Origin of the sequence: Devosia sp. Root105 (assembly GCF_001424865.1) — a bacterium.
Taxonomy (GTDB): domain Bacteria; phylum Pseudomonadota; class Alphaproteobacteria; order Rhizobiales; family Devosiaceae; genus Devosia_A.
This window is the reverse complement of sequence record NZ_LMCR01000012.1, coordinates 822,262-843,114: the sequence shown is the minus strand read 5'-3', so window position 1 is coordinate 843,114 and position 20,853 is coordinate 822,262. Positions and strand designations below refer to the sequence as shown.

20 protein-coding genes and 1 tRNA gene are annotated in these 20,853 nt (G+C 65.8%); 5 read left to right on the top strand and 16 right to left on the bottom strand.

What is annotated here, in order from left to right:
• Positions 1–24 precede the first annotated feature (24 nt).
• Both ASC68_RS12745 and ASC68_RS12740 read left to right on the top strand, forming a co-directional pair.
• Positions 25–1,119 carry a sugar ABC transporter permease gene (locus ASC68_RS12745; RefSeq protein ID WP_055879474.1) on the top strand — a complete coding sequence of 365 codons (1,095 nt, stop codon included), beginning with the start codon at positions 25–27 and terminating at the stop codon, positions 1,117–1,119.
• Complete coding sequence (locus ASC68_RS12740) at positions 1,119–2,054, top strand: carbohydrate ABC transporter permease (RefSeq protein ID WP_055879472.1); 936 nt, start codon at positions 1,119–1,121, stop codon at positions 2,052–2,054. The genes ASC68_RS12745 and ASC68_RS12740 overlap by 1 nt, the downstream gene beginning before the upstream one ends.
• A 188-nt stretch (positions 2,055–2,242) precedes the next feature.
• Here ASC68_RS12740 and ASC68_RS12735 read toward each other — a convergent pair whose 3' ends face one another.
• The 3 genes from ASC68_RS12735 to ASC68_RS12725 are packed head-to-tail and all read right to left on the bottom strand — an operon-like array spanning position 2,243 to position 5,639.
• Positions 2,243–3,733: an FGGY-family carbohydrate kinase gene (locus ASC68_RS12735; RefSeq protein ID WP_055879469.1), complete on the bottom strand. Its 1,491-nt coding sequence runs from the start codon at positions 3,731–3,733 to the stop codon at positions 2,243–2,245.
• On the bottom strand, positions 3,730–4,827 hold the full coding sequence (locus ASC68_RS12730) for a M42 family metallopeptidase (RefSeq protein WP_055879465.1): 1,098 nt from the start codon (positions 4,825–4,827) through the stop codon (positions 3,730–3,732). Before ASC68_RS12730 ends, ASC68_RS12735 begins: the two co-directional genes overlap by 4 nt.
• A complete protein-coding gene (locus tag ASC68_RS12725; RefSeq protein WP_055879463.1) occupies positions 4,827–5,639 on the bottom strand; it encodes a BtpA/SgcQ family protein in 813 nt (270 codons plus the stop codon). Before ASC68_RS12725 ends, ASC68_RS12730 begins: the two co-directional genes overlap by 1 nt.
• Positions 5,640–5,768: 129 nt before the next feature.
• On the opposite strand from ASC68_RS12725, the gene ASC68_RS12720 reads away from it, so the two are divergent.
• Positions 5,769–6,047, top strand: a complete 279-nt coding sequence (locus ASC68_RS12720; RefSeq protein ID WP_156387325.1) for a hypothetical protein — start codon at positions 5,769–5,771, stop codon at positions 6,045–6,047.
• A gap of 182 nt (positions 6,048–6,229) precedes the next feature.
• On the opposite strand, the gene nagA is transcribed toward ASC68_RS12720, so the two are convergent.
• From nagA to ASC68_RS12655, 13 genes are all read right to left on the bottom strand, one after another.
• Positions 6,230–7,357, bottom strand: a complete 1,128-nt coding sequence (nagA, locus tag ASC68_RS12715) for an N-acetylglucosamine-6-phosphate deacetylase (RefSeq protein ID WP_055879458.1) — start codon at positions 7,355–7,357, stop codon at positions 6,230–6,232.
• 52 nt (positions 7,358–7,409) lie between these two features.
• On the bottom strand, positions 7,410–8,204 hold the full coding sequence (locus tag ASC68_RS12710) for a sugar isomerase domain-containing protein (RefSeq protein ID WP_055879457.1): 795 nt from the start codon (positions 8,202–8,204) through the stop codon (positions 7,410–7,412).
• 24 nt (positions 8,205–8,228) lie between these two features.
• Positions 8,229–8,975 carry a GntR family transcriptional regulator gene (locus ASC68_RS12705; RefSeq protein WP_055879454.1) on the bottom strand — a complete coding sequence of 249 codons (747 nt, stop codon included), beginning with the start codon at positions 8,973–8,975 and terminating at the stop codon, positions 8,229–8,231.
• Entirely contained in the window at positions 8,968–9,849 is an 882-nt protein-coding gene (locus ASC68_RS12700; protein WP_055879452.1) for an ROK family protein, read from the bottom strand. Before ASC68_RS12700 ends, ASC68_RS12705 begins: the two co-directional genes overlap by 8 nt.
• Complete coding sequence (locus ASC68_RS12695) at positions 9,846–10,583, bottom strand: PIG-L family deacetylase (RefSeq protein WP_055879450.1); 738 nt, start codon at positions 10,581–10,583, stop codon at positions 9,846–9,848. The genes ASC68_RS12700 and ASC68_RS12695 overlap by 4 nt, the downstream gene beginning before the upstream one ends.
• Positions 10,580–11,410: a carbohydrate ABC transporter permease gene (locus ASC68_RS12690; RefSeq protein ID WP_055879447.1), complete on the bottom strand. Its 831-nt coding sequence runs from the start codon at positions 11,408–11,410 to the stop codon at positions 10,580–10,582. Before ASC68_RS12690 ends, ASC68_RS12695 begins: the two co-directional genes overlap by 4 nt.
• A complete protein-coding gene (locus ASC68_RS12685; protein WP_055879445.1) occupies positions 11,407–12,342 on the bottom strand; it encodes a sugar ABC transporter permease in 936 nt (311 codons plus the stop codon). Before ASC68_RS12685 ends, ASC68_RS12690 begins: the two co-directional genes overlap by 4 nt.
• Before the next feature lie 56 nt (positions 12,343–12,398).
• A complete protein-coding gene (locus tag ASC68_RS12680) occupies positions 12,399–13,649 on the bottom strand; it encodes an extracellular solute-binding protein (protein ID WP_055879442.1) in 1,251 nt (416 codons plus the stop codon).
• A gap of 129 nt (positions 13,650–13,778) precedes the next feature.
• Positions 13,779–14,654 (bottom strand): carbohydrate ABC transporter permease, encoded by an 876-nt coding sequence (locus tag ASC68_RS12675; protein WP_055879440.1) that lies wholly within the window; start codon positions 14,652–14,654, stop codon positions 13,779–13,781.
• Positions 14,651–15,547, bottom strand: a complete 897-nt coding sequence (locus ASC68_RS12670) for a sugar ABC transporter permease (RefSeq protein WP_055879438.1) — start codon at positions 15,545–15,547, stop codon at positions 14,651–14,653. Before ASC68_RS12670 ends, ASC68_RS12675 begins: the two co-directional genes overlap by 4 nt.
• Before the next feature lie 232 nt (positions 15,548–15,779).
• Positions 15,780–17,075, bottom strand: coding sequence for a sugar ABC transporter substrate-binding protein (locus ASC68_RS12665; protein ID WP_055879435.1), 1,296 nt, complete (start codon positions 17,073–17,075; stop codon positions 15,780–15,782).
• Between the two features lie 317 nt (positions 17,076–17,392).
• Positions 17,393–17,938, bottom strand: a complete 546-nt coding sequence (locus tag ASC68_RS12660; RefSeq protein WP_055879434.1) for a hypothetical protein — start codon at positions 17,936–17,938, stop codon at positions 17,393–17,395.
• Between the two features lie 653 nt (positions 17,939–18,591).
• A tRNA-Gln gene (locus ASC68_RS12655) sits at positions 18,592–18,665 on the bottom strand.
• A gap of 522 nt (positions 18,666–19,187) precedes the next feature.
• Between ASC68_RS12655 and ASC68_RS12650 the strand changes: the two genes are divergently transcribed.
• Together ASC68_RS12650 and ASC68_RS12645 are read left to right on the top strand one after the other, a co-directional pair.
• Positions 19,188–20,111 carry a Ppx/GppA phosphatase family protein gene (locus tag ASC68_RS12650; RefSeq protein WP_055879432.1) on the top strand — a complete coding sequence of 308 codons (924 nt, stop codon included), beginning with the start codon at positions 19,188–19,190 and terminating at the stop codon, positions 20,109–20,111.
• Entirely contained in the window at positions 20,111–20,824 is a 714-nt protein-coding gene (locus ASC68_RS12645) for an RlmE family RNA methyltransferase (RefSeq protein ID WP_055879430.1), read from the top strand. The genes ASC68_RS12650 and ASC68_RS12645 overlap by 1 nt, the downstream gene beginning before the upstream one ends.
• Positions 20,825–20,853 lie beyond the last annotated feature (29 nt).

Here is a 20,853-nt window from a genome sequence, read left to right as displayed (position 1 = left end):
ACGAGAACTGTCCAAGAGGCGTGGATGGCGTTGACTGAATCACCGAGCTACGGCGCCATCTCGCGTCGCCGCAAAGACGGGGGCAGGGCGCTCATTGCCGCTGCCAGCGTTCTCTTCCTCGCCGTCGGCCTGCTCCAGGCGCTTAACTCCGCCGGCATATTGCCACTCGGTCTCAAGGATTGGCGCCCCACGCTTTACGCCTACCTGCTCTGGGCCGTGGCGCTCGGGGTCGGCATGGTGATGGCGCGCGGCGAGGCCGGGCTCAAGGCGCTGTTCATTCTGCCGGCGGCCTTGTTCACCGTGGCCATGGCGATCTTTCCGACCCTGTTCGGCCTGTCCATCGCCTTCACCGACTGGAACCTCGCCTCGCTGACCGGCCAGAAGTTCAACGGCTTCGACAACCTGGTGCAGCTGGTCCGCGACCCGTTCTACTGGAACGCCATGCGCAACATGGTGATCTATGTGCTGTTCGTGCTCGTCGAGTACGCCGTCGCTTTTGGCCTCGCCCTGCTGCTCAACGCCGAGATCCGCGCCCGGAAATTCTGGCGCGTCGTCTTCCTCATCCCGTTGATGCTGTCGCCGGTCGCCGTCAGCTGGATGGTCGGCAAGTCGATGCTCGAATACCGCTTCGGCCCGGTGGCGCGCTTCGCTCGGTGGCTGGGCTTCAACAACCCGAGCTTTTTCACCGATCCCTGGGTCGCGCGGCTGTGGATCGAGGCGATGGATGCCTGGGTGTCGATCCCGTTCGTGATGATCCTCTTGCTGGCGGGCCTCCAGGCCATGCCCAAGGAGGTCATCGAGGCCGCCAAGGTCGATGGTGCGTCGCCCTGGCAGCGCTTCTGGCAGGTGATCTTCCCGCTGATGCTGCCGGTCTCGATCACCGCGATCGTGTTGCGCATCATCTTCAAGCTCAAGCTCGCCGATATCATCATCACTGTCACCTCGGGCGGTCCCGGCGGCGCCACCGACAGCGTCTCGAGCTTCATCTATCGCGAGTACCGTGACCGCTCGAACGTCGGCTACGGCACCATGCTCGCGATGTTCTATCTGGTGCTGATCGTGATCTTCATCACCCTGCTGCTGAAGTTCCTGCGCAGGCACATGCAGAGGATGACCTGATGGCCGCCGAAGCAACACTCTCCGCCGCGACCGCCGCCGATGCCGGTGCTGGTGCCCGGCGCCTGAAGCATATCGCCGGCAAGGTCGGCATCTATGCCGCGCTGGTGGCCTGGGCCTTCGTGTCGCTGTTCCCGGTCTACTGGACCATCACCACCTCGATGAAGGTGGCCAAGGATGTGCAGCTCGGCCACCTGATCCCGTGGGTGGATTTCCAGCCCAACTGGCTGGGCTGGCGCTCGCTCGGCCTCTCGCCCGATACCATCGGGCAGGTCTCGACCGTCCGCGACGAGTTCCTCGGCCGCTTCCTTAATTCGGTCTACACCGCCTTCGGCGCCTCGTTCCTCGCGGTGCTGATCGGCTCGCTCGCCGCCTACGGCCTCAGCCGCTTCCAGTACAAGTTCCTCTGGATGAAGAACCAGGATCTGAGCTTCTTCTTTCTCAGTCAATTGATCCTGCCGCCGGTCGTCCTGGCGCTGCCCTTTCTCGTGCTCTACCGCGAGCTGGCGCTGCTCGACAGCATCATCGGCCTCGTCCTGCTCTACACGCTGACGGTCCTGCCGATCGTCATCTGGATCATGAAGGACCAGTTCGACACCATCCCGATCGAGCTCGATGAAGCCGCGCAGGTCGATGGCCTCGGCCCCTGGGGCACCTTCTTCCGCATCATCCTGCCGATGGCGCTTCCCGGCATGGTCGCCGCCTTCATCCTCAGCCTGATCCTCTGCTGGAACGAGTATTTCTTCGCCGCGCTTCTCACCGGTTCCAGCGCGAAAACGCTCCCCGTGATGGTCGCCAGCCAGACTGGTTCACAGGGCATCAACTGGTGGAGCATGGCCGCCCTCTCCACCGCCGCCATCGCCCCCCTGGTTGTCGTCGGCGTGCTGCTCGAACGCTACATCATCCGCGGGCTGACGGCCGGCAGCGTGAAGGGGTAGGGGCCGGAAACGCCGGCGTCACACTCGCACCCCTCCCCGTCAAGGGGAGGGTGCTGGCCGGTGGCTGGGGCACCATCCGGCCCAGCATACCGGCCCCACCTCCCCCTTGATGGGGGAGGCAAGCGAAGCTTGAGAGCGAAGCGATCTTGCGAAGCTCGGAGGGGGTGAGCCGAGAGCTCGATGCCGGGCTAAAGCTCCCGCATCAAATCCTTGTTTCGCTCATAGAGCTCCCGGAACACCCGATACTGCCGCTCGTAGAGTTCGCGGAGGGTCTCGTCCGGAGTGATCTGGTGGTCCACCGGGTTCCAGGTCCGGATATCGTCCGGCTGCACATCGCCGATCGCCAGCGCCGCGATGAACGCATCGCCATAGGACGCTCCCACCGTCTTCTGCCGCACGATCTGCGTTCGGCCCGACACGTCCGAGGTCGCCTGCGCCCAAACCCGGTTCTTGGTGCCGCCGCCGGCCGCGAGGATCGCCTTGGGTGGCTGTCCCACATCGGCATAGGTCTCGAACACATGGTGCGTGCCGAAGGCGATGCCCTCGAACAGCGCCCGGTAGATATCGCCGCGGGTGTGCGTCAGGTTCATGCCGAACAGCACGCCCTTGGCCTCGGTGTCGTGGATGGGTGTCCGCTCGCCCGAGAAATAGGGCAGCATCACCAGCCCGTTGGCGCCGGGCGGCGAACCCTCCGCCTCGAGCGCCAATGCCATCACCGCAGTCGCCGGATCCAACTCCTTGCCGAACTGCTCGCGGAACCAGTGGCTGAGCGTCCCCGAAGTCGCGAGCCCCGACATGGCGGCGTGCTTGCCCGGGAAGAACCACGGCGCGTACCAGAGCCGCGCATCCGGCACCCGGACCGGCGTGATCTCGATGATGAAGATGGTCGAGCCGTACATCAGCAGCATGTCGCCGCTGTCGAGCACCCCGACGCTCAGCGCCTCGGCGCCCGCATCGATCGTCCCCGTCGTCACCGGCGTCCCCACTGCGAGACCCGTCTCAGCAGCAGCTGCCTCCGTCACCGTGCCGGCAATGTCGGTGGTCCAGATCGCCTCGGGGAGTTTCTCCAGCCCGATGATGTCGTCGGCCAGCTCGTCGGTCCACTCGAGCTTTTCGACATCGTAGAGCGGCGAGAAGTTGGCCGCCGAATAGTGGTCGATCACATAGCGGCCGGTGAGCTTGTGGACGATGTAAGTGGTCGAGGTCAGGATCTTCGCGGTTTTCGCATAGAGCTCCGGCCGGTTCCGCTTCAGCCACAGGATCTTGGGCCCGATCGACTGGCTGGTCAGCGCGTTGCCGCAGCGGCTCAGCAGCACGTCCTCGCCGATCCGTGCCGTCAGCTCCTCGATCTCCTTGGCCGCCCGGGTGTCGACCCCATAGAGCACGCCGTTCATCAGCGGCTCGCCTTCTGCATCCACCGGCAGCATGCAGGGGCCGATGGCGCTTGCCGCCACCGCGACGATGTCTGAGGGCATGACGCCGCTGTCGGCGATCAGCTTCTGGCTCAGAAAGCAGAAGTCGCCCCACCAGTCCTCGCGCGGCCGGTGCTCGGCCCAACCAGGCTGCGGCACCAGCATCTTGTGCGGCCGGGCGGCGCTGGCGACGATCCGCCCCTCCGCATCCACCAGCACGCCCTTCGATTCAAACGTCCCGATATCGATGCCGAGATAGTGCCTCATCCGATGTAATCGTCCCGATCGAGGCTGAACTTGCTGTCGATCCGCGGCAGCGCCTCCACCAGCAGTGTCGTCAGCTGCTCGAGGTCGGCCATGTCGCAGACTTCCAGTGATGAGTGTGAATAACGCATCGGAAAGCCGACATCGATCGAGGCGACGCCCTGGCCAACCAGCTGCACATAGCTGAGGTCGGTCAGCGCCCCGATATGGGCGCTGCGCTGCAGCGGCAGCTTTTTCGCCATGGCGCTGTCTTCGAACAGTTTCACCATCGCCGGATGCGGCAGCGTGCCGTTCAGCGTGCCGCGCCCGTGGAACGAGTAGAGCGACATCGCCGGGCCGCCGCCGAGCTTCACGTCGCCACGCGCCGCCATGTCGGGGGTATCGGTCGCAAGGATCAGGTCGAGCTGGATCGCCACATCGGGCATCAGCACCTGCGCCGCCGTCACCGCGCCGCGGAGGTTGAACTCCTCCTGCACGGAAAAGACGAAATGCACCGTCGGCCGCTTCTTCACGTCGACCAGCGCCTTCGCCACCTCGATCATCACCGCGCAGGCGGCACGATCGTCCACTGCCGTGCCGGCGATCCGTCCATTGGCGAGTTCGGTCACCTTGGGCGCGTAGACGATGGGCGTTCCCACATCGATCCCTGCCGCCAGCACCTCGGCCGCCGATTTGAACCCGGCGTCGATATAGAGCTCGGGGTAGGGCAGCACCTTGTACTTTTCGTCCTGCGATGTGGCGTGGTGGCTCTTATGCGCGATCAGCCCAGGCACATCGGCGCCTTCGCCGATGCAGAACAGCACCTCCGTCGACGGCAGGGCCCGTTCCGGTACGCCGCCCAGCCGCTCGACGCGAACCATCCCGTTCGGCTCGATCTTCCTCACGATCAGGCCGAGCTGGTCCATATGCGCGAACAGCATGACGCTGGGCGCACCCTTGTCGCCCGGCAGCGTCGCGATCAGGTTGCCCAGCCGGTCGGTCGTGGAGGTGATCCCCAGCCCCGCCATCGCTGCCTTCAGATATTTCCTGACCCGTCCCTCATAGCCCGAGAGCCCGGGAATGAGCATCAGGTCGATTACCCATTGCTTGAGGCTCATCAATACCCCCGCGCCGCGCGGACCAGCCGCATAAACTCGGCGGCCCGGTCGGCATCCACGGCCTTCCAGGTGTCGCCATCGACCTTCAGCGACGAGCCGACAATGCAGCCGTCGGCGACGTTGAGCACCTCGGCCACCGTCGCGTGCTTCACGCCGGTATTGGCCAGTACCGGCGTGGTCGGCAGCGCCTTCTTCACCGCTTCGAGGTCGACCATCTTGGCCGCCTCACCGGTGATCGCGCCCGAAACAAGGATCGCATCGGGGATCGACGAGAACACCGCGCTGCGGGCCCGGTCGCTCAGCGGCCGCTGGTCCAGCGAATAGGCGAACTCGGCCGAGACATTGTAGAGCAGCGCCAGGTCCTGCCGGCCCAGCCGGTCGCGATAGCGCATCGCCTTGCCGGCATCCGGCGTCCACGGCCCCATGTCTGAGGCATAGGTGCCGGTGAAGATCTCGCGCACGAAGCGCGCGCCGGTCGCCGCAGCCAATGCGATCGAACTCTCCGGATCCCACAAAACGTTGACGCCGAACGGCACGGTGATCTCCGAGCGCAGCCGCCCGATCACGTAGCCCATGGTCGCGGTCGAGGCGGTATCGACCTCGAATTCATACGGCCGGTCATTCTCGTTGCCGAACATCACGGCATCGAACCCGGCCGCTTGCAGCGCCACGAGGTCCTTGCGGGCCCCCTCGACGATGGCCTCCACGCCCCCCTCGTAGTCGTGCAGCGGCGCGCCCGGCAGCGCCCCCAGATGCACCATGGCAATCACCGGCTTCTTGTCGCCGAACACCGTCTTGAATTTGCTTGTCATTGTTTTTTGTAAACCGCTTTACTAGACGCCTATGCGTAGCAGCGGCAACGCCCGGCGTCTACGGCCCGCGGCGGGTCGAGAGGGTGCTCCACACCAATCCTTAACCACGATCCGGTAGAGTGCACGGGAATGAGTGCGAGGTTCCCCGAGATGGAACTGCTCTTTCTCCTCCTGCTGATCCCCGTGGTCTGGCTGCTGTTGCTGCCCGGACGGATCGCCAAGCGCGCCCGCAAATACCGCTTCACCGGCGCCGGCATTCTCGTCGGCGTGCTGGTCGCCGGCTGGATCGGGGTGCAGGCCATGTCGAAACCGCCGGCCGAGATGGTCGATTACGCGGCCGGCGACAGCGACCTGCGCGCCATCCTGCTGCAACCCGAAACCGCCCCGCGCTATAGTTTTCGGGAGTAGGTCGGGGCGATAAGCAAGAGTTGCAGACTTTTGCGGTGCGAGGGCGCGAGAACGCGAAATGCTCCCGGTGATTACACACCCACCGGCTGTCATCCCAGCGAAAGCTGGGACCCATTTCACAACCCGCGCCAGCTGATAGTTGGGTCCCAGCTTTCGCTGGGATGACACCGAGTTGGAGGGGCTTATCGAGGCAAAACGCGAGGCTTCAGCTCGCTATTCAGCCACGCGAGATCAGCTTCGGCTCCGGGCACCAATCGCCCCAACCCCTTCGCCCCGATCGCCTGCGCGGGATAGAGTGACGCCATCCTCAGGCACTCACCTAGCTCCAGCCCGAACGTCAGGTGCATGTACCGCACCGCGGCATCGAGTGTCAGGTCGGCCCCGGCCAGTGTGCCGTCGCCGAGCCGCAATGCGCCGTCCTGGCGGTAGATCGTTCGTCCGTTGAGCGAGAAGCTCGTCAAGTCAGTACCGGCTTGCGACATCGAATCCGAGACGAGGAATATCCGTCCCGGTCCGGTCTTGGCCCTGAGCGCCAGCCCCAGTGTCGCCGGGTGCACGTGAATGCCATCGGCGATCAGTCCGGCCCAGACGCTGCCATGGTGCAGCGCCGCGCCGACCACGCCAGGGTCGCGGTTGCCGATCTGGCTCATCGCGTTGAACAGGTGCGTCGCCATGCTCGCCCCGGCCCGCATCGCCGCCGAAGTCACCTCGAACGAAGCATCCGAATGCCCGATGCTGACGACGATGCCGGCGCGCACCAACCGGGCAATCTGCTCCGGCGTTACCGTCTCGGCGGCGACTGTCACCAGCAGGTGGGGCAGGGCGCCGCGCGCCCGCTCCAGCCGCACCAGGTCCGCCTCATCCATCGGCCGGATCAGCGCCGGATCGTGCGCCCCCTTTCGCGCGAGCGATAGATGCGGCCCCTCGAGATGCAGCCCAAGAAAACCCGGCACTTGCCGCCGCGCCGCCTCGGCCCCGGCCGCCAGCACCGCGTCGGTGACTTCGCCCGTGTCGGTGATCAGCGTCGGCAGCAGCCCGGTCACCCCGAATGCGCGGTGCGTGGCGCAGACCACGCCCAAGTCGTCCGCGGTGGTTCCCGGCCCCACCAGGTGCCCGCCACCGCCATTCACCTGCAGATCGATCAGCCCGGGCGCCAGCACCCCGCCATCGAGGGGCACGCGCGTGGCGCCAGTGGGAGCATCGCCGATGGTTTGCACGACGCCGTCAGCGACGACGAGCGCGGCATCATCGTGCCACGTCTCGCCATCGAAGATGCGGGCGCCGGTATAGGCAGTGAGTGTCTGGGTCATGGTAGAGAAACGTCCCGGGCGTCAGGGTCAGCTTCCGCCCGGGACTCGTCCGTCAGCCTTCCTTGGCCATGGACTTCTTGAACTGCGGCAGGTGCTTCTGCTGCGCTTCCAGCATGCGCTCGCGGTACTGGCCGTAGATGATGTCGGTGTCGTGCAGCGTCACGCCCGGGATGGTCGGCGAAGCAAACACCGGCAGCTCGATGCCGCGGTCGGCGAGCTTCTGGGCGCTCTCGGCGAGGAGCTCGTGCATCATCATCATGGCAAGCACCGTCGAGGAACCGGCCACCGGACGCGACCAGCCCTTGATGTTGACGATGGCATCTTCCACCGGCGAGCCGGTGTCGATGACGATGTCGGCGGCATGCGGCAGGCGCTTGCCCGACGAGTGCGTCGCGGGCTTCGATGCGTTCGACTGCGCGGTGATGGCGATCACCGTCAGCCCACGCTCCTTGGCGTAGAGCGCCGTATCGATGCCCGAGGCGTTCGAACCGGAATGGCCGAAGATCACGATGGTGTCGCCGGCGTTCAGCGGCTGATGGTCGAGGAACTTCTCGGCATACTTCTCGGTACGCTCGAGCCACAGCAGCTCGCGCACGCCACCGGCGCCCAGGATGTTGTGCCACATGACGCGCGGGTCGGTCAGCGGGTTGAAGCCGACATAGGAGCCGTAGCGCGGGTAGGTTTCCTGCACCGGCAGCACCGAGTGACCCGAACCGTAGAGATGCACCAGGCCCTTGTTGGCGAGGGTTTCCGCGACCGCGGACGAGGCCTTGTCGAAGGCGTCGGCATTCGCTTCGGCCGCCGCCTCGGCGATCTTCACGAGCTTGCTGATATAGAGGGTGGACATAGGTTTGCCTTTCAGAACAAAGCGTTACACGTAGAGGGTGGAGCGGATCTCGTAGCGGTCCGCCCGCATGGTGGAGAGGGCGTATTCGAACGGCCCCCTCGCGTCATAGGCGATGCGTTCGACCTCGAAGGCCGGCGTACCCGCCGTAAGCTGGAGGAGTTCGGAATCCGCCGCCGCGACGCTGCCGACGCGGTAGACTTCCTTGGCCTTCACCGGGCTGATGCCGCAGCGCTCCTTCAGCCAGCCATAGAGCGACTGCACGTTCGCCGCGTCTTCCAGCAGCCCGGGCACCCGCACCTCGGGCAGGTGGCTGGCCTGGATGCCGATCGGCATGCCGTTGCCGAGCCGAAGGCGCTTGAGCTGCACCACGGGATCGCCGATCGCGATCTCCAGCGCATCGGCCATCTCTTCATCGGCCGGCACGCGGTTGGCTTCGATCAGCCGGGTCCCGGCCTGCAGCGACAGCGATTTCATCTCGTCGGTGAAGCTGGTGAGCCCGCGCACGCCGGCGACGACCGTGGCCGAACGCACGAACGTACCGCGTCCATGTTCGCGCCGCAGCAGCCCGGCTTCCTCGAGGTTGCGCAGGGCATGGCGCAGCGTGATCCGCGAAATCCCCAGCATCTCGCCCAGCCGATCCTCGTTGGGGATCTGCATGCCCGAGCTCCATTCGCCGCGCTCGACCAGCTCACGCAGCGCCATCTCGGCCTGATGCCACAGCGGCTCCGGCCGCCGCCGATCGGGCTTTATGAGACCGTGTGGTTCATCCATGCCCATTCCTCCAGTTCGGCCCATAGGCGCCGGCAAATGCCGCGCCCACCAGTCCCGCCTTCGGCCCGAACTGTCCGGGGCGGATATCGATTGCTCTCAAATGCGGCGGCAGTTGCCGGTGCAGCGCCGGTAGCAGCAGCGGCCTCAGCACATCCAGCGATGCCGCGACGCCGCCGGCGAAAATGATGGCCTCGGGCGCGAGGAGCGCAACGGCGCCCGCCAGCGCCGCACCGAGCGCCTGCATGGCAGGCGTCAGCGCCTCGATCGCTGCAGGGTCACGCCCGCGCGCCGCTCGCACCAGTGTCGCACCGTCAGCCAGCCCGATCGACCGCGCGGCCGCATCGAGCGCCCGGCCCGAGGCCTGCCGCTCCAGCCAGCCGCTGCGGTCCTCGCCGGGGTCATGGAGGTCAGCCACCGCCCAGCCGAACGAACAGGCCGCGCCGCCATTGCCGGCGACGATCCGCCCGCCGGCCAGCACGGAGGAGCCGATGCCGGTGCCGATGGCGAGCAGGATCGCATCCTCCAGCCCCTTGGCCGACCCGGCCGAAACCTCGGCGAGCAGCGCGAACTGCGCATCATTGCCGAGCCCCACCGAGACACCGGGCAACTCGGTCGCGAGGTCCAACCCGTCGAGATAGCCGAGGTTGGGCACCCAGCGGCACACCGTCCCCTGCGCCAGCCCGGGAATGCCAAGCCCCAGCCGCGTCGCCTGGTGCGCGCTCAGTTGCTGGGTCAGCAGTTCCATGAACGCCGCCAGGGTCTGCGGCGCCGCCCATTCGCCCACGGCGCGCACGGCTGCCGGATCGTCGAGATCGGCAATGCCGGCGCGGAAGCGCGTGCCGCCGAGATCGATGGCGAGGATCGTCTCGGTCATCGCGCCCCCGATCCCACCGGTGGGGCAAACAGCCCGGCACCCGCATTCCATGAGTTCGAAGTGCTCATGAACGCCTGCGCATAGGTCGTGCCGCGGATGCAGCCGCGCAGCCGGTACAGCGAGGCGTAATAATCCATGTAGGGGAACGAGCTCAGTCCACGCGCCAGCTCATACTTCTCGGCCGCCTCGCGCCACGGTGCAAAGCCCTCGGTGACGTCGACGAGGTGTGTCGGCACGAACCCTTCATCGTCCTCCCAGTTCTCGCCGAACAGCAGCAGGGCAGGGGAGTGCACCGGCAGCGCCCGCTCGAGCGTCGGCAGCGCCGCGTAAAACACCGCCGTCTTGGTGAGCTCGCTCGCTGCCCGGTGGTCCTTGTGCCAGCTGCCCTGCCAGTGGGTGATCACCACCTCGGGCTTCAACTCACGCAGCACATCGCACACCGCGAGCGCCGTGGCGTCGTCACTGGGGAGGAACCCATCGGGCAGGTCGAGGCTGCGCCAGCCTATCCTCAGCCGCTCGGCGGCCGCGCTTGCTTCACTCCGCTTCTGCTCGGCATAGAGCGGTGGCGCGAGGCAGCGGTGCCCCTGCTCACCCATGGTCAGGTGCAGGAACGTCACCTCGGCCCCACGCGCCGCTGCGACGAAGGCCAGCGGCCCGGCAATCACTTCGGCGTCGAAGGCATGCGCCCCGACCACGAGAATGCGCTTGGCGGCATAAACCTGGGCTTCGATCATTTCACGGCTCCCGACGCCGCAGCGCCTTCGCGGATCTGGCGCGCCAACAGCAGATACATCGCCAGCACCGGGGCAAGCGAGATGCCCAATGAGGCAAACACCATGCCCCAGTCGGTGCGGAACTGCCCGACGAAACCGGTGATCGCCAGCGGCACCGTCTTGAGGCTGTTGTCGAAGATGAAGATCAGCGGGAAGAAGAAGTCGTTCCACACCGCGATGGTGGTGAATATGGCGACGATCGATACCGCCGGCGCCACCACCGGCAGGATGATGCTGAACAGGATGCGCAACTCGCCCGCTCCATCCAGCCGCGCTGCCTCCTCCAGCTCGCGCGGCAGCACCCGCATGAAGTTGGCGAAGATGAAAATGGCGAACGGAATGCGGATCGCGACATAGACCGAGATCAGCCCGAGATGGCTGTCCAGCAGCTCGAGGTCGCGCATCAGCGTGAACAGTTCGACCGAGGCAAGGCGGATCGGCAGCATGATGCCGGCAAGAAACAGCGCCAGCATCCAGACGCCCCATTTGAGGCCGTAGCGGCTCAGCGGGTAGGCCGCCATCGCCGCGACGACGATGGTGACGATCACCGCGCCGCCGGTGACAATGAGGCTGTTGATCAGGTTGCGCCCCAGGTCGGCGCGCTGCCAGGCGTTGATGAAGTTGTCGAGGCTCAGGCTCTGCGGCAGGCCCAGCGGATCGGCATAGATCTGCTGCGTGGTCTTGAAGCACGAGACTACCAGCGCATAGAGCGGCAGCAGCACCACCACGGTCCAGCCGAGCAGCACCAGCCAGCGTGGCAGGCGGGCGAGGAAACCGGCCGGAGTCATGGCTGCACCGTCGCGCGGTCGAAGGCGCGCAGCAGCAGCAAGGTGCCGACGCTCAGCAACAGGAACAGCATGGTGCCGAGCGCCAGCGCCAGACCGATATCGGTGATGCCCACCGCGCCCTCGGCGCCGAACGCCAGGCGGTAGAAATAGGTGACCAGCGTGTCGGTCGAAAAGTTCGGGTTCCCCTGCACGCCCTGCATCACATAGACGATGTCGAACTGGTTGAAGGTGTTGATGAAGCTCAGCGTCGTCACCGACGAGATCGATGGTACCAGCAGCGGCAGCGCCACCGTGGTCAGCATGCGGGTGGAGCCGGCGCCGTCGAGCTTGGCGGCCTCGAACACCTCGTAGGAGATCTGGCGCAGCCCGGCGGTGAAGATCAGCACCGGCAGGCCCATCCAGTTCCACGCATCGATGGCGATCAGCACCCACAGCGCCCAGCCGGAATCGCCGAGCACCGTCAGCCGGCCCTCATGCAGGCCAAGGCCGTTGAGCATCCATTCGACCACGCCGTTCGGCGCCAGCAGCAGCCGCCACAGCGCGCCGACGATCACCGGGCTCAGCACCGCCGGAAAGAAGAACACCGACTGAAAGAAGTTCGCGCCTTTCCGCGACCAGAACAGCAGGTAGGCGAGGATCAGTCCAAAGCCGTTCTGGAACAGCATGATGCCGAAGAACCACGCCACATTGTGCCAGAGCGCCCCGAACAGCTTCTCCGAATTGGGAAAGGTGAACAGCCGCAGGTAGTTGTTGAACCACGAGAAATCGAGCTGGCGCAGCCCGCGCCACTCGAACAGGCTGCCCCACAGCGAGGTCAGCAGCGGGTAGAGCACGAACAGCCCGTAGATCAGCAGCGCCGGCAGCACGAAGCCGAGCGCGGCAAGGTGCCGTGACAGCCTGGCAGGTTCGGTGCGGTTGGCGGCGTCGCTCATCGTGCGGAGGTCCGGAAGAGGGGAGGGCGGCCCGCCGGGGCAGGCCGCCAGTGTCGTTACGGCTTGGGCTTGAACCAGGTGCTGACCGCCGCATTGACGTCGGCGGCGAGCTTTTCGGGCGTGATGTTGCCCTCGACCATGTCGATCACTTCGGCCTGGATCACCGACGAGGCCGTCGGGGTTTGCCAGCGGTAGCCGACGAGGCTGAGATAGGGCGTGGTGTTGCCCTGCATCGCGATCATCGCCTTGAGCACCGGATCTTCCGAGGTCACGTCGGGACGCGCCGCCGGCCAGCCGAGCTCGTCGGCGAACAGCTGCGCAAACTCGGGCGAAGCGATGAAGTTCAGCACCTTGGTCGCCGCTTCCTTCTTCTCGCTGTCGGCCACCAGCCCGTACGAGCCATCCGAGAAGGCCGCGACCAGCGGCTTGTCGGTGGCGGCATCGCCCGGGAACGCGAACACCGAGAACTTCAGGTCCGGGTTCTGCGCTTTGAAGCTGCCATTCTCCCACGAGCCGCCGAAGAACATCGCGGCCTGGCCGTTGATGAACTGCTGCGTCGAGGTGGTGTAGTCGATGCCGGCAAAACCATCCGAGTAGTAGGGCTTCAGCTCGGCGAAGCGCTTCAGCGTGGCGATGAAGCGCGGGTCTTCGAATGTCGCCTTGCCCGACATCATCTCGCCGTAGAAGTCGGCGCCGTAGATGGTCGGGCCGATCATGCCGACGCCGATCTCGAGCGCCCAGGCCGAGCCCTGCGCCCCGCCGCTGGCGATCGGCGTGATCCCGGCGGCCTTCAGCTTCTCGCAGGCCGCGAGGAACTCGGCGTAAGTGGTCGGCACCGCAACGCCATTCGCTTCGAACAGGGCGGTGTTGTAGAACACGCCGAGCACCGGCACCGAATACGGCACGCCGTAGAACTTGCCGTCGGCAACGCTGATCACGCCACCGGTGGCGGTCTCAGGCATCTCGGCAATAGCCGGCACGCTGTCGTTCAGCGGCTCGAGATAGCCGGCCTCGACCAGCGGCTGCAGCTCGCCATAGGCCTTGAGCTGGGCGATGTCGGGGCCCTTGCCGCCGCGCAGCGCGGTGGCCAGCCGGTTCTGGTAGTCGGCGTCGGGGGTGAACTGCAGGTCCACCTTGATGTCGGGGTTGGCCGCCTCGAAGGCCGCGAAGATGCGACCCATGGCGGCCTGGTCCTCGGTGCGCCAGCTCCACAGCGTGACGGTTTCCTGTGCGGCGGCAAAGGACATGAACGGGGTGCTGGCGGCGAGCGCCAGCCCGATGGCGAATAGTCTGCGAGACAACGGCATCTATCAAAGAGCTCCCTGGACTCATTGGGTGAGATCGGCGGAACGCAAACCGACCCGGAAAGCTAAGCAGCAATGCTGAAACAGGTAAAGAGGTTATAACGTCATTTCGTTATATCCACATGCGGCCACTCAGCCCTTCACCCCCGAACTGACGATGGAATCGACGAAAAAGCGCTGCAGGATCACGAACAGCAGCACCGGCGGCAGCACCGCGAGTGTGGCTCCGGCCATCACCAGGCCGGTATTCATGGCGCCGCGGTTGTAGCTGAGGAGCCGCGAGAGCGAGATGACGATCGGGTACTGGTCGGCACTCCCCTGCAGCACCGTCAGTGGCCAGAGATAGCTGTTCCAGTGGTAGACGAAGGCGAACAGCACCAGCGCTGCGATGGCCGGCATCACCGCTGGGGCGACGATCTGGAACAGCACCCGCACTTCAGACGCGCCATCCACCCGCGCCGCCTCGATCAACTCATCGGGCACGCCCTTGATGAACTGCCGCATCAGGAAGATGCCAAAGGCATTGGCGAGGTTGGGGACGATCACCCCGGCGAGGCTGGCGTTTAGCCCGAGATAGCCGGTGATCCGGTAGAGCGGGATCAGCGTGACGATCGGCGGCAGGAACATCGTCGCGATCAACAGTGCGAACAGTGCTTCCTTGTAGCGGAACTCGTACTTGGCGAAGGCGTATCCGGCCATCAGGCTGGTGACGATGATGGCGATCGTGGTCACCACGGCGATCACTGCCGAGTTGAGGAATGAGCGCCCGAGGCTCACCACTTCGGCGACCTGCGTGTAGGCGTCGAGGTTGGGTGCGCCGGGCAGCCATACCGGCGGCACCTGCATGGTCTCCTGGGGCGTCTTCAGGCTGGTGAGGATCATCCAGGCCAGAGGAAACGCTGCGATCACTGCCACGACGATGATCACCAGCACCAGCACTGCGCTGGCCGGCGTCGCCTTGAAGCGCGGGCCCTCGAGCCGGCGGCGGTCTGCAACTGCGGTGGTCATGCGGACTTTGCCTCCCGCGAACGGGCGAAGGCGAACAGCAGCGCGATCGCCACGACCAGCGCCAGCATCAGCGTCACCGCCATGGCCGAGCCGAGCCCGCCCTGCGCCCGTTCGATGCCGACGCGACGGATGTGATAGGTGAGAACGTTGGTGGCATTCACCGGCCCGCCCTGGGTGATCAGCGCCACCGGCTCGAACACCTGCACGGCGTTGATGATGGCGATCACCGACGAGAACAGCAGCGTATTTCCGAGCAGTGGCAGGGTGATCGAGAAGAAGCGCTGGATCGGATTGGCGCCGTCGATCTTGGCCGCCTCGTAGAGCGAATCCGGGATCTGCGTCAGCCCTGCGACCGCCAGCACGGTGAAGTAGCCCACCTGCTGCCAGACATTGAGGATGACGATCGCGAACAGCGCCGTCTGCGGCGCACTCAGCCAGGTCTGCGGCGGGATGCCGACCCAGCCGAGGATCTGGTTCAGCGGTCCCTCGGTCGGTGAGTAGAGCTTTGAGAACACCAGCGCCACCGCGATCATCGGCACCATGTAGGTGGAGAACAGCACGGTGCGGAGGAACACCCCGCCTGGCGCGATCTTCTGGTGCACCAGGAGGCCCAGCAGCACCGACAGCGGCAGGATGATCGCTACCGAGCCCACCGTGTAGAGCGCGGTATTGACCAGCGCCGCCTTGAAGTCGCGGCCCACCGAGTTGCTGGCGAAGATATCGAGGAAGTTCTGTACGCCGACGAACGTCGCCGTCTCGAACCCGGTCTGCGTCGACCAGTTCTGGAAGCTGAGCCAGATCGTCAGCAGCATCGGGATGATGATGAAAACCGCCAGCAACCCGGTCGCGGGCGCCAGCATGAAGACCGCTGATCGGTGCTGAGTGTTGGTCATAGGCAAGAGTTCGTCTCTAACGGTGCTCAAAGATACCCCCACCCCTGTCCCCTCCCCGCAAGGGGGAGGGAGACGATAGAGCCGCCGCGACCGCGCCGTTGGCCGCGATGGGAGTGGGAGGGTCTCCCTCCCCCTCAGGGCGCTACCGCGTCCCTTGCGGGGAGGGGACAGGGGTGGGGGTTGTTTCCCGCACCGGTGATAGAGGAGGGCGGGTCGCCCCGCCCCCCCACCATTACTTCGCGTTACGCTCGAGGATCTCGGTGGCGTCGGCTTGGGCCGTCGCCTGCGCATCGGCGGCCGAGAGCTGGCCGAACTGGATGGCTTCCAGCGTCTTCTGCAGCGATTCCGAGAACTCCTGGCCGCCCAGCACCACCGGGAACGGCTTGGCATTGGCCAGCGTGCCGGTATAGCCGGCGAGGAACGGATCGCTCGACAGCCGCTCGGCGAACGCCGTGCCGTCAGAGGTGCGCGACGGCAGGATGCCCATCGACATCAGGATATCGCCCATCGCCGAGGCGCCGTTCGGACCCGATTCCGGCCCGTTGAGCCAGTTGAGGAAATCCCAGGCCGCAGCCTGCTCCTCGGCCGAAGCCTTGGCGTTGACCACGGTCATCCACGAGTACGAGATCGAGCGGGCGGTGTCGCCCGACGGGCCGACCGGGATCGGAGCGGTGGCGATATCGGCGAAGTTGTCGCCCATGCCGGCCTTCAGCGCCGATTCCCACCAGTTCGCCATGATGATCATGCCGGTCTTGCCGGAAACGAAGCTGTCGAGGAACGGCCCAGTTGTGTTGGCGTCGGCCGTGGCCATCGCCGGATCCGAGTAGCCCGATTTGATCAGCTTCTCGTAGAGCTCGAAGGTCTGCTTGGCCGCCTCGCTGTCGAGCACCGGCTTGCCGTCGACCACCAGGTCGCCGCCGTTCGACACCAGCAGCGACGAGAACGGGTGGAGGACGCCTGCCGCCCACGAGTTGATCAGCCCGAAGCCCTGCTGGCCCTTGGATTTGTCGGTCAGCTTCTCGGCCGCGGCGAGGAATTCGTCCCAGGTCTTGGGCGCCTCGGTGATGCCGGCAGCTTCGAACAGCTTCTTGTTGTAGTTGAGCGCATAGACGTCGATCTCGTTCGGGATGCCGTACAGCGTGCCGCCGATCGAGGCCGCGCCGACCACGCCGGCCGGCCAGTTGGCCTTGGTGTCGGCGGCAATCGCGTCCGGCACCGCTGCGACCAGCTGGTCCTTGGCGAGATCCGGCAGCCAGGCATCATAGATGCCGGCAATGGTCGCCCCGCCGGCGCCGCCGCCCGAAGTGCGGAGCGTCGTCAACAGGTCGCCGAACGGCACGGCGCGGACGGTGATCTTGGTATCGGGGTGGGCCTCAGTATAGGTCGCGGCGGCCGCCTCCAGCTTGGCCACCGTATCCGGTGCCCAATGGGTGAGGAACGACACATCCGCGGCCTGGACCAGTGCGGTGCTCGAAAGCAGGACCGCGACCGCCCCCGCGGAGCGCGTGAAAGCCTGGAACAGCTGCATGTTTGAATTCTCCCTGTGGCGCCAGTGAGCTCTATGCCCGCCTGACGTCATAGAGTTATGACGTTATAACGACATTGGTCAAGAGCCATGCCAAGGCTGTGGAAGCGTATGGGTGCGGTGAGGAATGAGGCGAGGATCCTTGCGCCCAGGGTTGAGCTGGTTCGGCCTTGCCGAAGCGCACTTTCCGGGGAGCGATGTCGCCTGGTGATGCCCGGTCTGGGCGGCCAACAGAAGCGGCCCCGCGCTGCGCGCCGGGGAGACCGCCGTCTGGCGAGGGGCGACAGGCCGGACAAGCCGGCCCATCGCGGAGTCGTTAATCAGTCGGCGAGCAGCGCGTCGATATACGCCTTGACCGCCGGATCGTCGGACTTGGTGATTGCCGCCAGCGCCGCATCCCGGTCGCCGACCGCCTCATCCAGCGCCGCCTGGGCGGCTGCCAGGGCCTGCCCCTCTGGGCTATCCAGCGCTTCGGCCTGCTCTTCCTCAGTAAGGTCGTCGAAGTCCGGATAGGCGTCGTCGAAGTCAGTCTGCGCGTCGGTCACGGCCTGCTGCAACTCGCCCGACTCCACTGCGGCGTCGAGGGCCGCATAGGCACGAACCTTGCCGACCATCGACTTGTCGCTGGCATGCGCCAGTCCTTGCTCGGAGGCATGCGCCGCATTGCCGCCGCCGGCCTTGGAGGCGACGCTGCCATTGCCATTGCCATTGCCGTTGCTGTTCTCGCTGCCGGCGTTTTCATGCGCGGATTCCGAGTTGCCGGGGCTTTCGGGGCGGCCGCCGGCGACTGCGCCGCTCAGGTTGGCTGCGACCAGCGGCGACAGGGCGAGCAGCCCGACCAAGGCGAATTTCGACAGGGATTTCATGAGTGTGGCCTCATCTGCAAAGGGATGCCCGTTCCTGCGGGCGTCTCTCTGGTACCACTGGCGCCCTGATCTCCGGCTGAGCCGCCGTGTCAGCGCAATTACAGGAACGGCCGCCCGTCACCGGCCCCGGCGCCAATTACACGCTAATCGTCCAGAGGCTTACAGGGTTTCGGCAACTGCGGGCTGCCATGCCGACCCGATCCGGACGCCTCACGCACCCAGCGCTTTCCCGGAACGCCACGCGTGAGGAGAGGTTTGATGCGAGAATTCGCCTGGTCCGTCGCTACCATTCTCGTCGCCGGCCTGTCGCTCACGACACCCGCTGCAGCCCAATACTGGAACAACGACTACAACTACGGCTGGCTCGCCAACCCCAACAACCCGAACTTCGATCCGGCGGCCGCGGCCATCAACGCGCTGAACACCTCGTTCCCACGCCAGCGAGGCTATTCCACCCCGATCGATTTCAGCCTGATCGACGCCATGGAACGCGGCGACACGCGGACCTACTCCACCCACCGCGGCCGTTGCGCCGCGCGCTTCGTCACCTACAGCCTCCACCGACAGCTATGTTGGCAACGACGGCAGGCCAAAGCGCTGCAAGCTCTAGGCGCACAGCAGTCGAAACATCGGCAGTATCAGAAGGAGAGGGCTGGCTGGGGAACCTGGATTCGAACCAAGATTGACGGAGTCAGAGTCCGCAGTTCTACCATTGAACTATTCCCCAAGCGCTGAGCCTGGATGCTGTGCGGCGGAACCGTCAGCATTCGGTGCGCCTTCTAGCGGCAATCGATCGTCTGATCAACACCCCTTTTCGGCATTCTTCAGCCTTTGCGATCCGGCCCGCCGCCGTTCAAGTTTGCGGCAGATTCAGGGCGTTGCGTTGGCGGGTATCATCCTCTACCCTCATTGGCGACACTGAGATATGCCCGTGTCGGGCGCCCACGGCTTCGGCCGGATGCCGGCGACTGCGCGGGGAAATGGAGCAAGGTTGACCGATCAAGATCGGTCCGCCGCCGCAGCCGGGGCCGAGAGCCTGGAGCGGCACCGTGACGGGCAGGGCCGTAGCCCTGCCCAGACCACCGCGAATCCTGGGGGGCAACCTGGGCCTGGCGGAGCGGAGCGGCGGACGCACCCCGCAGGGAATCCCTCTTCGCGCCGGTCGCGAGGGCCGCTCTATGCGGCGCTGGATCTCGGCACCAACAATTGCCGCCTACTGATCGCCCGCCCGCACGAGAACAGCTTTCGCGTGCTGGACGGCTTCACCCGCATCGTGCGCCTCGGCGAGGGCCTGTCGACCACCGGAAAACTGTCCGACGCCGCCATGGAGCGGACCATGGAGGCACTGCGGCTCTGCCGCAACAAGCTGCGCGAGCACGAACCGACCCGCATGCGCCTCATTGCGACCGAGGCCTGCCGCTCGGCTTCCAACGGCGCCGAGTTCATCGCCCGGGTCGAACGCGAACTGGGTCTGGTGCTCGAGATCGTCGACCGGCAGACCGAGGCTTCGCTCGCGGTCACCGGTTGCGCTGACCTGATCGAGGAGGAATCGTCGGGTGCCTTGATGTTCGATATCGGCGGTGGGTCGTCTGAACTGGCCTGGCTGGATTTCCGCGGCGGCCGGCCGCGCCGCCAGGGCCGCATGTCGTCTTCCATCCGCTCGTGGCAGTCGCTGCCAGTTGGGGTCGTCTCGATCGCCGAAAAGTTCGGCGGCGTGAACGTCACGCCCGAGACGTTTGAGGACATGGTGGCGTTCGTCGCCGGACAGCTCCGCCAGTTCCGCGGCCGCGAGAAACTTCGCCAGATGATCGCCGAGCACCCGGTGCACCTGATCGGCACCTCAGGCACTGTCACCACGCTGGCCGGCCTGCACCTCGGCCTCGAGCGCTACGAGCGCCAGAAGGTCGACGGCCTGTGGATGACTCGCGCCGATGTCGACGCCACCATGACGGCGCTGCTCGGCATGAGCTTTGACCGTCGCGTCGCCCATCCCTGCATCGGCAAGGACCGCGCCGATCTGGTGCTGCCCGGCTGCGCCATCTTCGAGGCGATCCGCCGCGAATGGCCGACCGAACGCGTGCGCGTCGCCGATCGCGGCCTGCGCGAAGGTATTCTCATCTCGCTGATCGACGCCGACCGGGCGGATCGCGCCAATAGTCGCAGGAGTCGCTGATGGCCAAGGGAACAGGGCAGGGAGCGGGACGCAAATCGGCGACCGGTCTCAAGGTTCACGTAAAGACCGCCAAGGGCCGGAAGATTGGCTCGACGATCTGGTTGCAGCGCCAGCTCAACGATCCCTATGTCGCCAAGGCCCGGACCGAGGGACTGCGCTCGCGCGCCGCCTACAAGATCAAGGAACTCGACGAGCGCTACCACCTGTTCAAAAAGGGCATGCGCGTCGTCGATCTCGGCGCGGCTCCCGGCGGCTGGTCGCTGGTGGCGGCGCCCATCGTCGGCACCACAGCGGATAAGCCGCTGATCGTCGGTATCGATTACCTCGAGATGGATGCGATCGAGGGCGTCATCCTGCTGCAGAAGGATTTTAACGACGAGGACGCCCCCCAGGCGCTGATCGATGCGCTGGGCGGGCACAAGGCCGATATCGTGATGTCGGACATGGCGGCGCCGACCACCGGGCACCGCGCCACCGACCATATCCGGATCATGCAACTGGTCGAACTCGCCGCCGATTTCGCGGTCAAGGTCCTGGCGCCAGGCGGGACCTTTGTCGCCAAGGTGTTCCAGGGCGGCACCGAGCATGAACTGCTGCACTTGCTGAAGCAGCACTTCACCACCACCATCCACGCCAAGCCCAAGGCCAGCCGCGCCGATTCCGCCGAGACTTACCTGCTGGCCCGCGGCTTCAAGGGCAACGCGCCGGAGTAAGTGCTTTGGTGCGCGGTGGTCGAACGCCC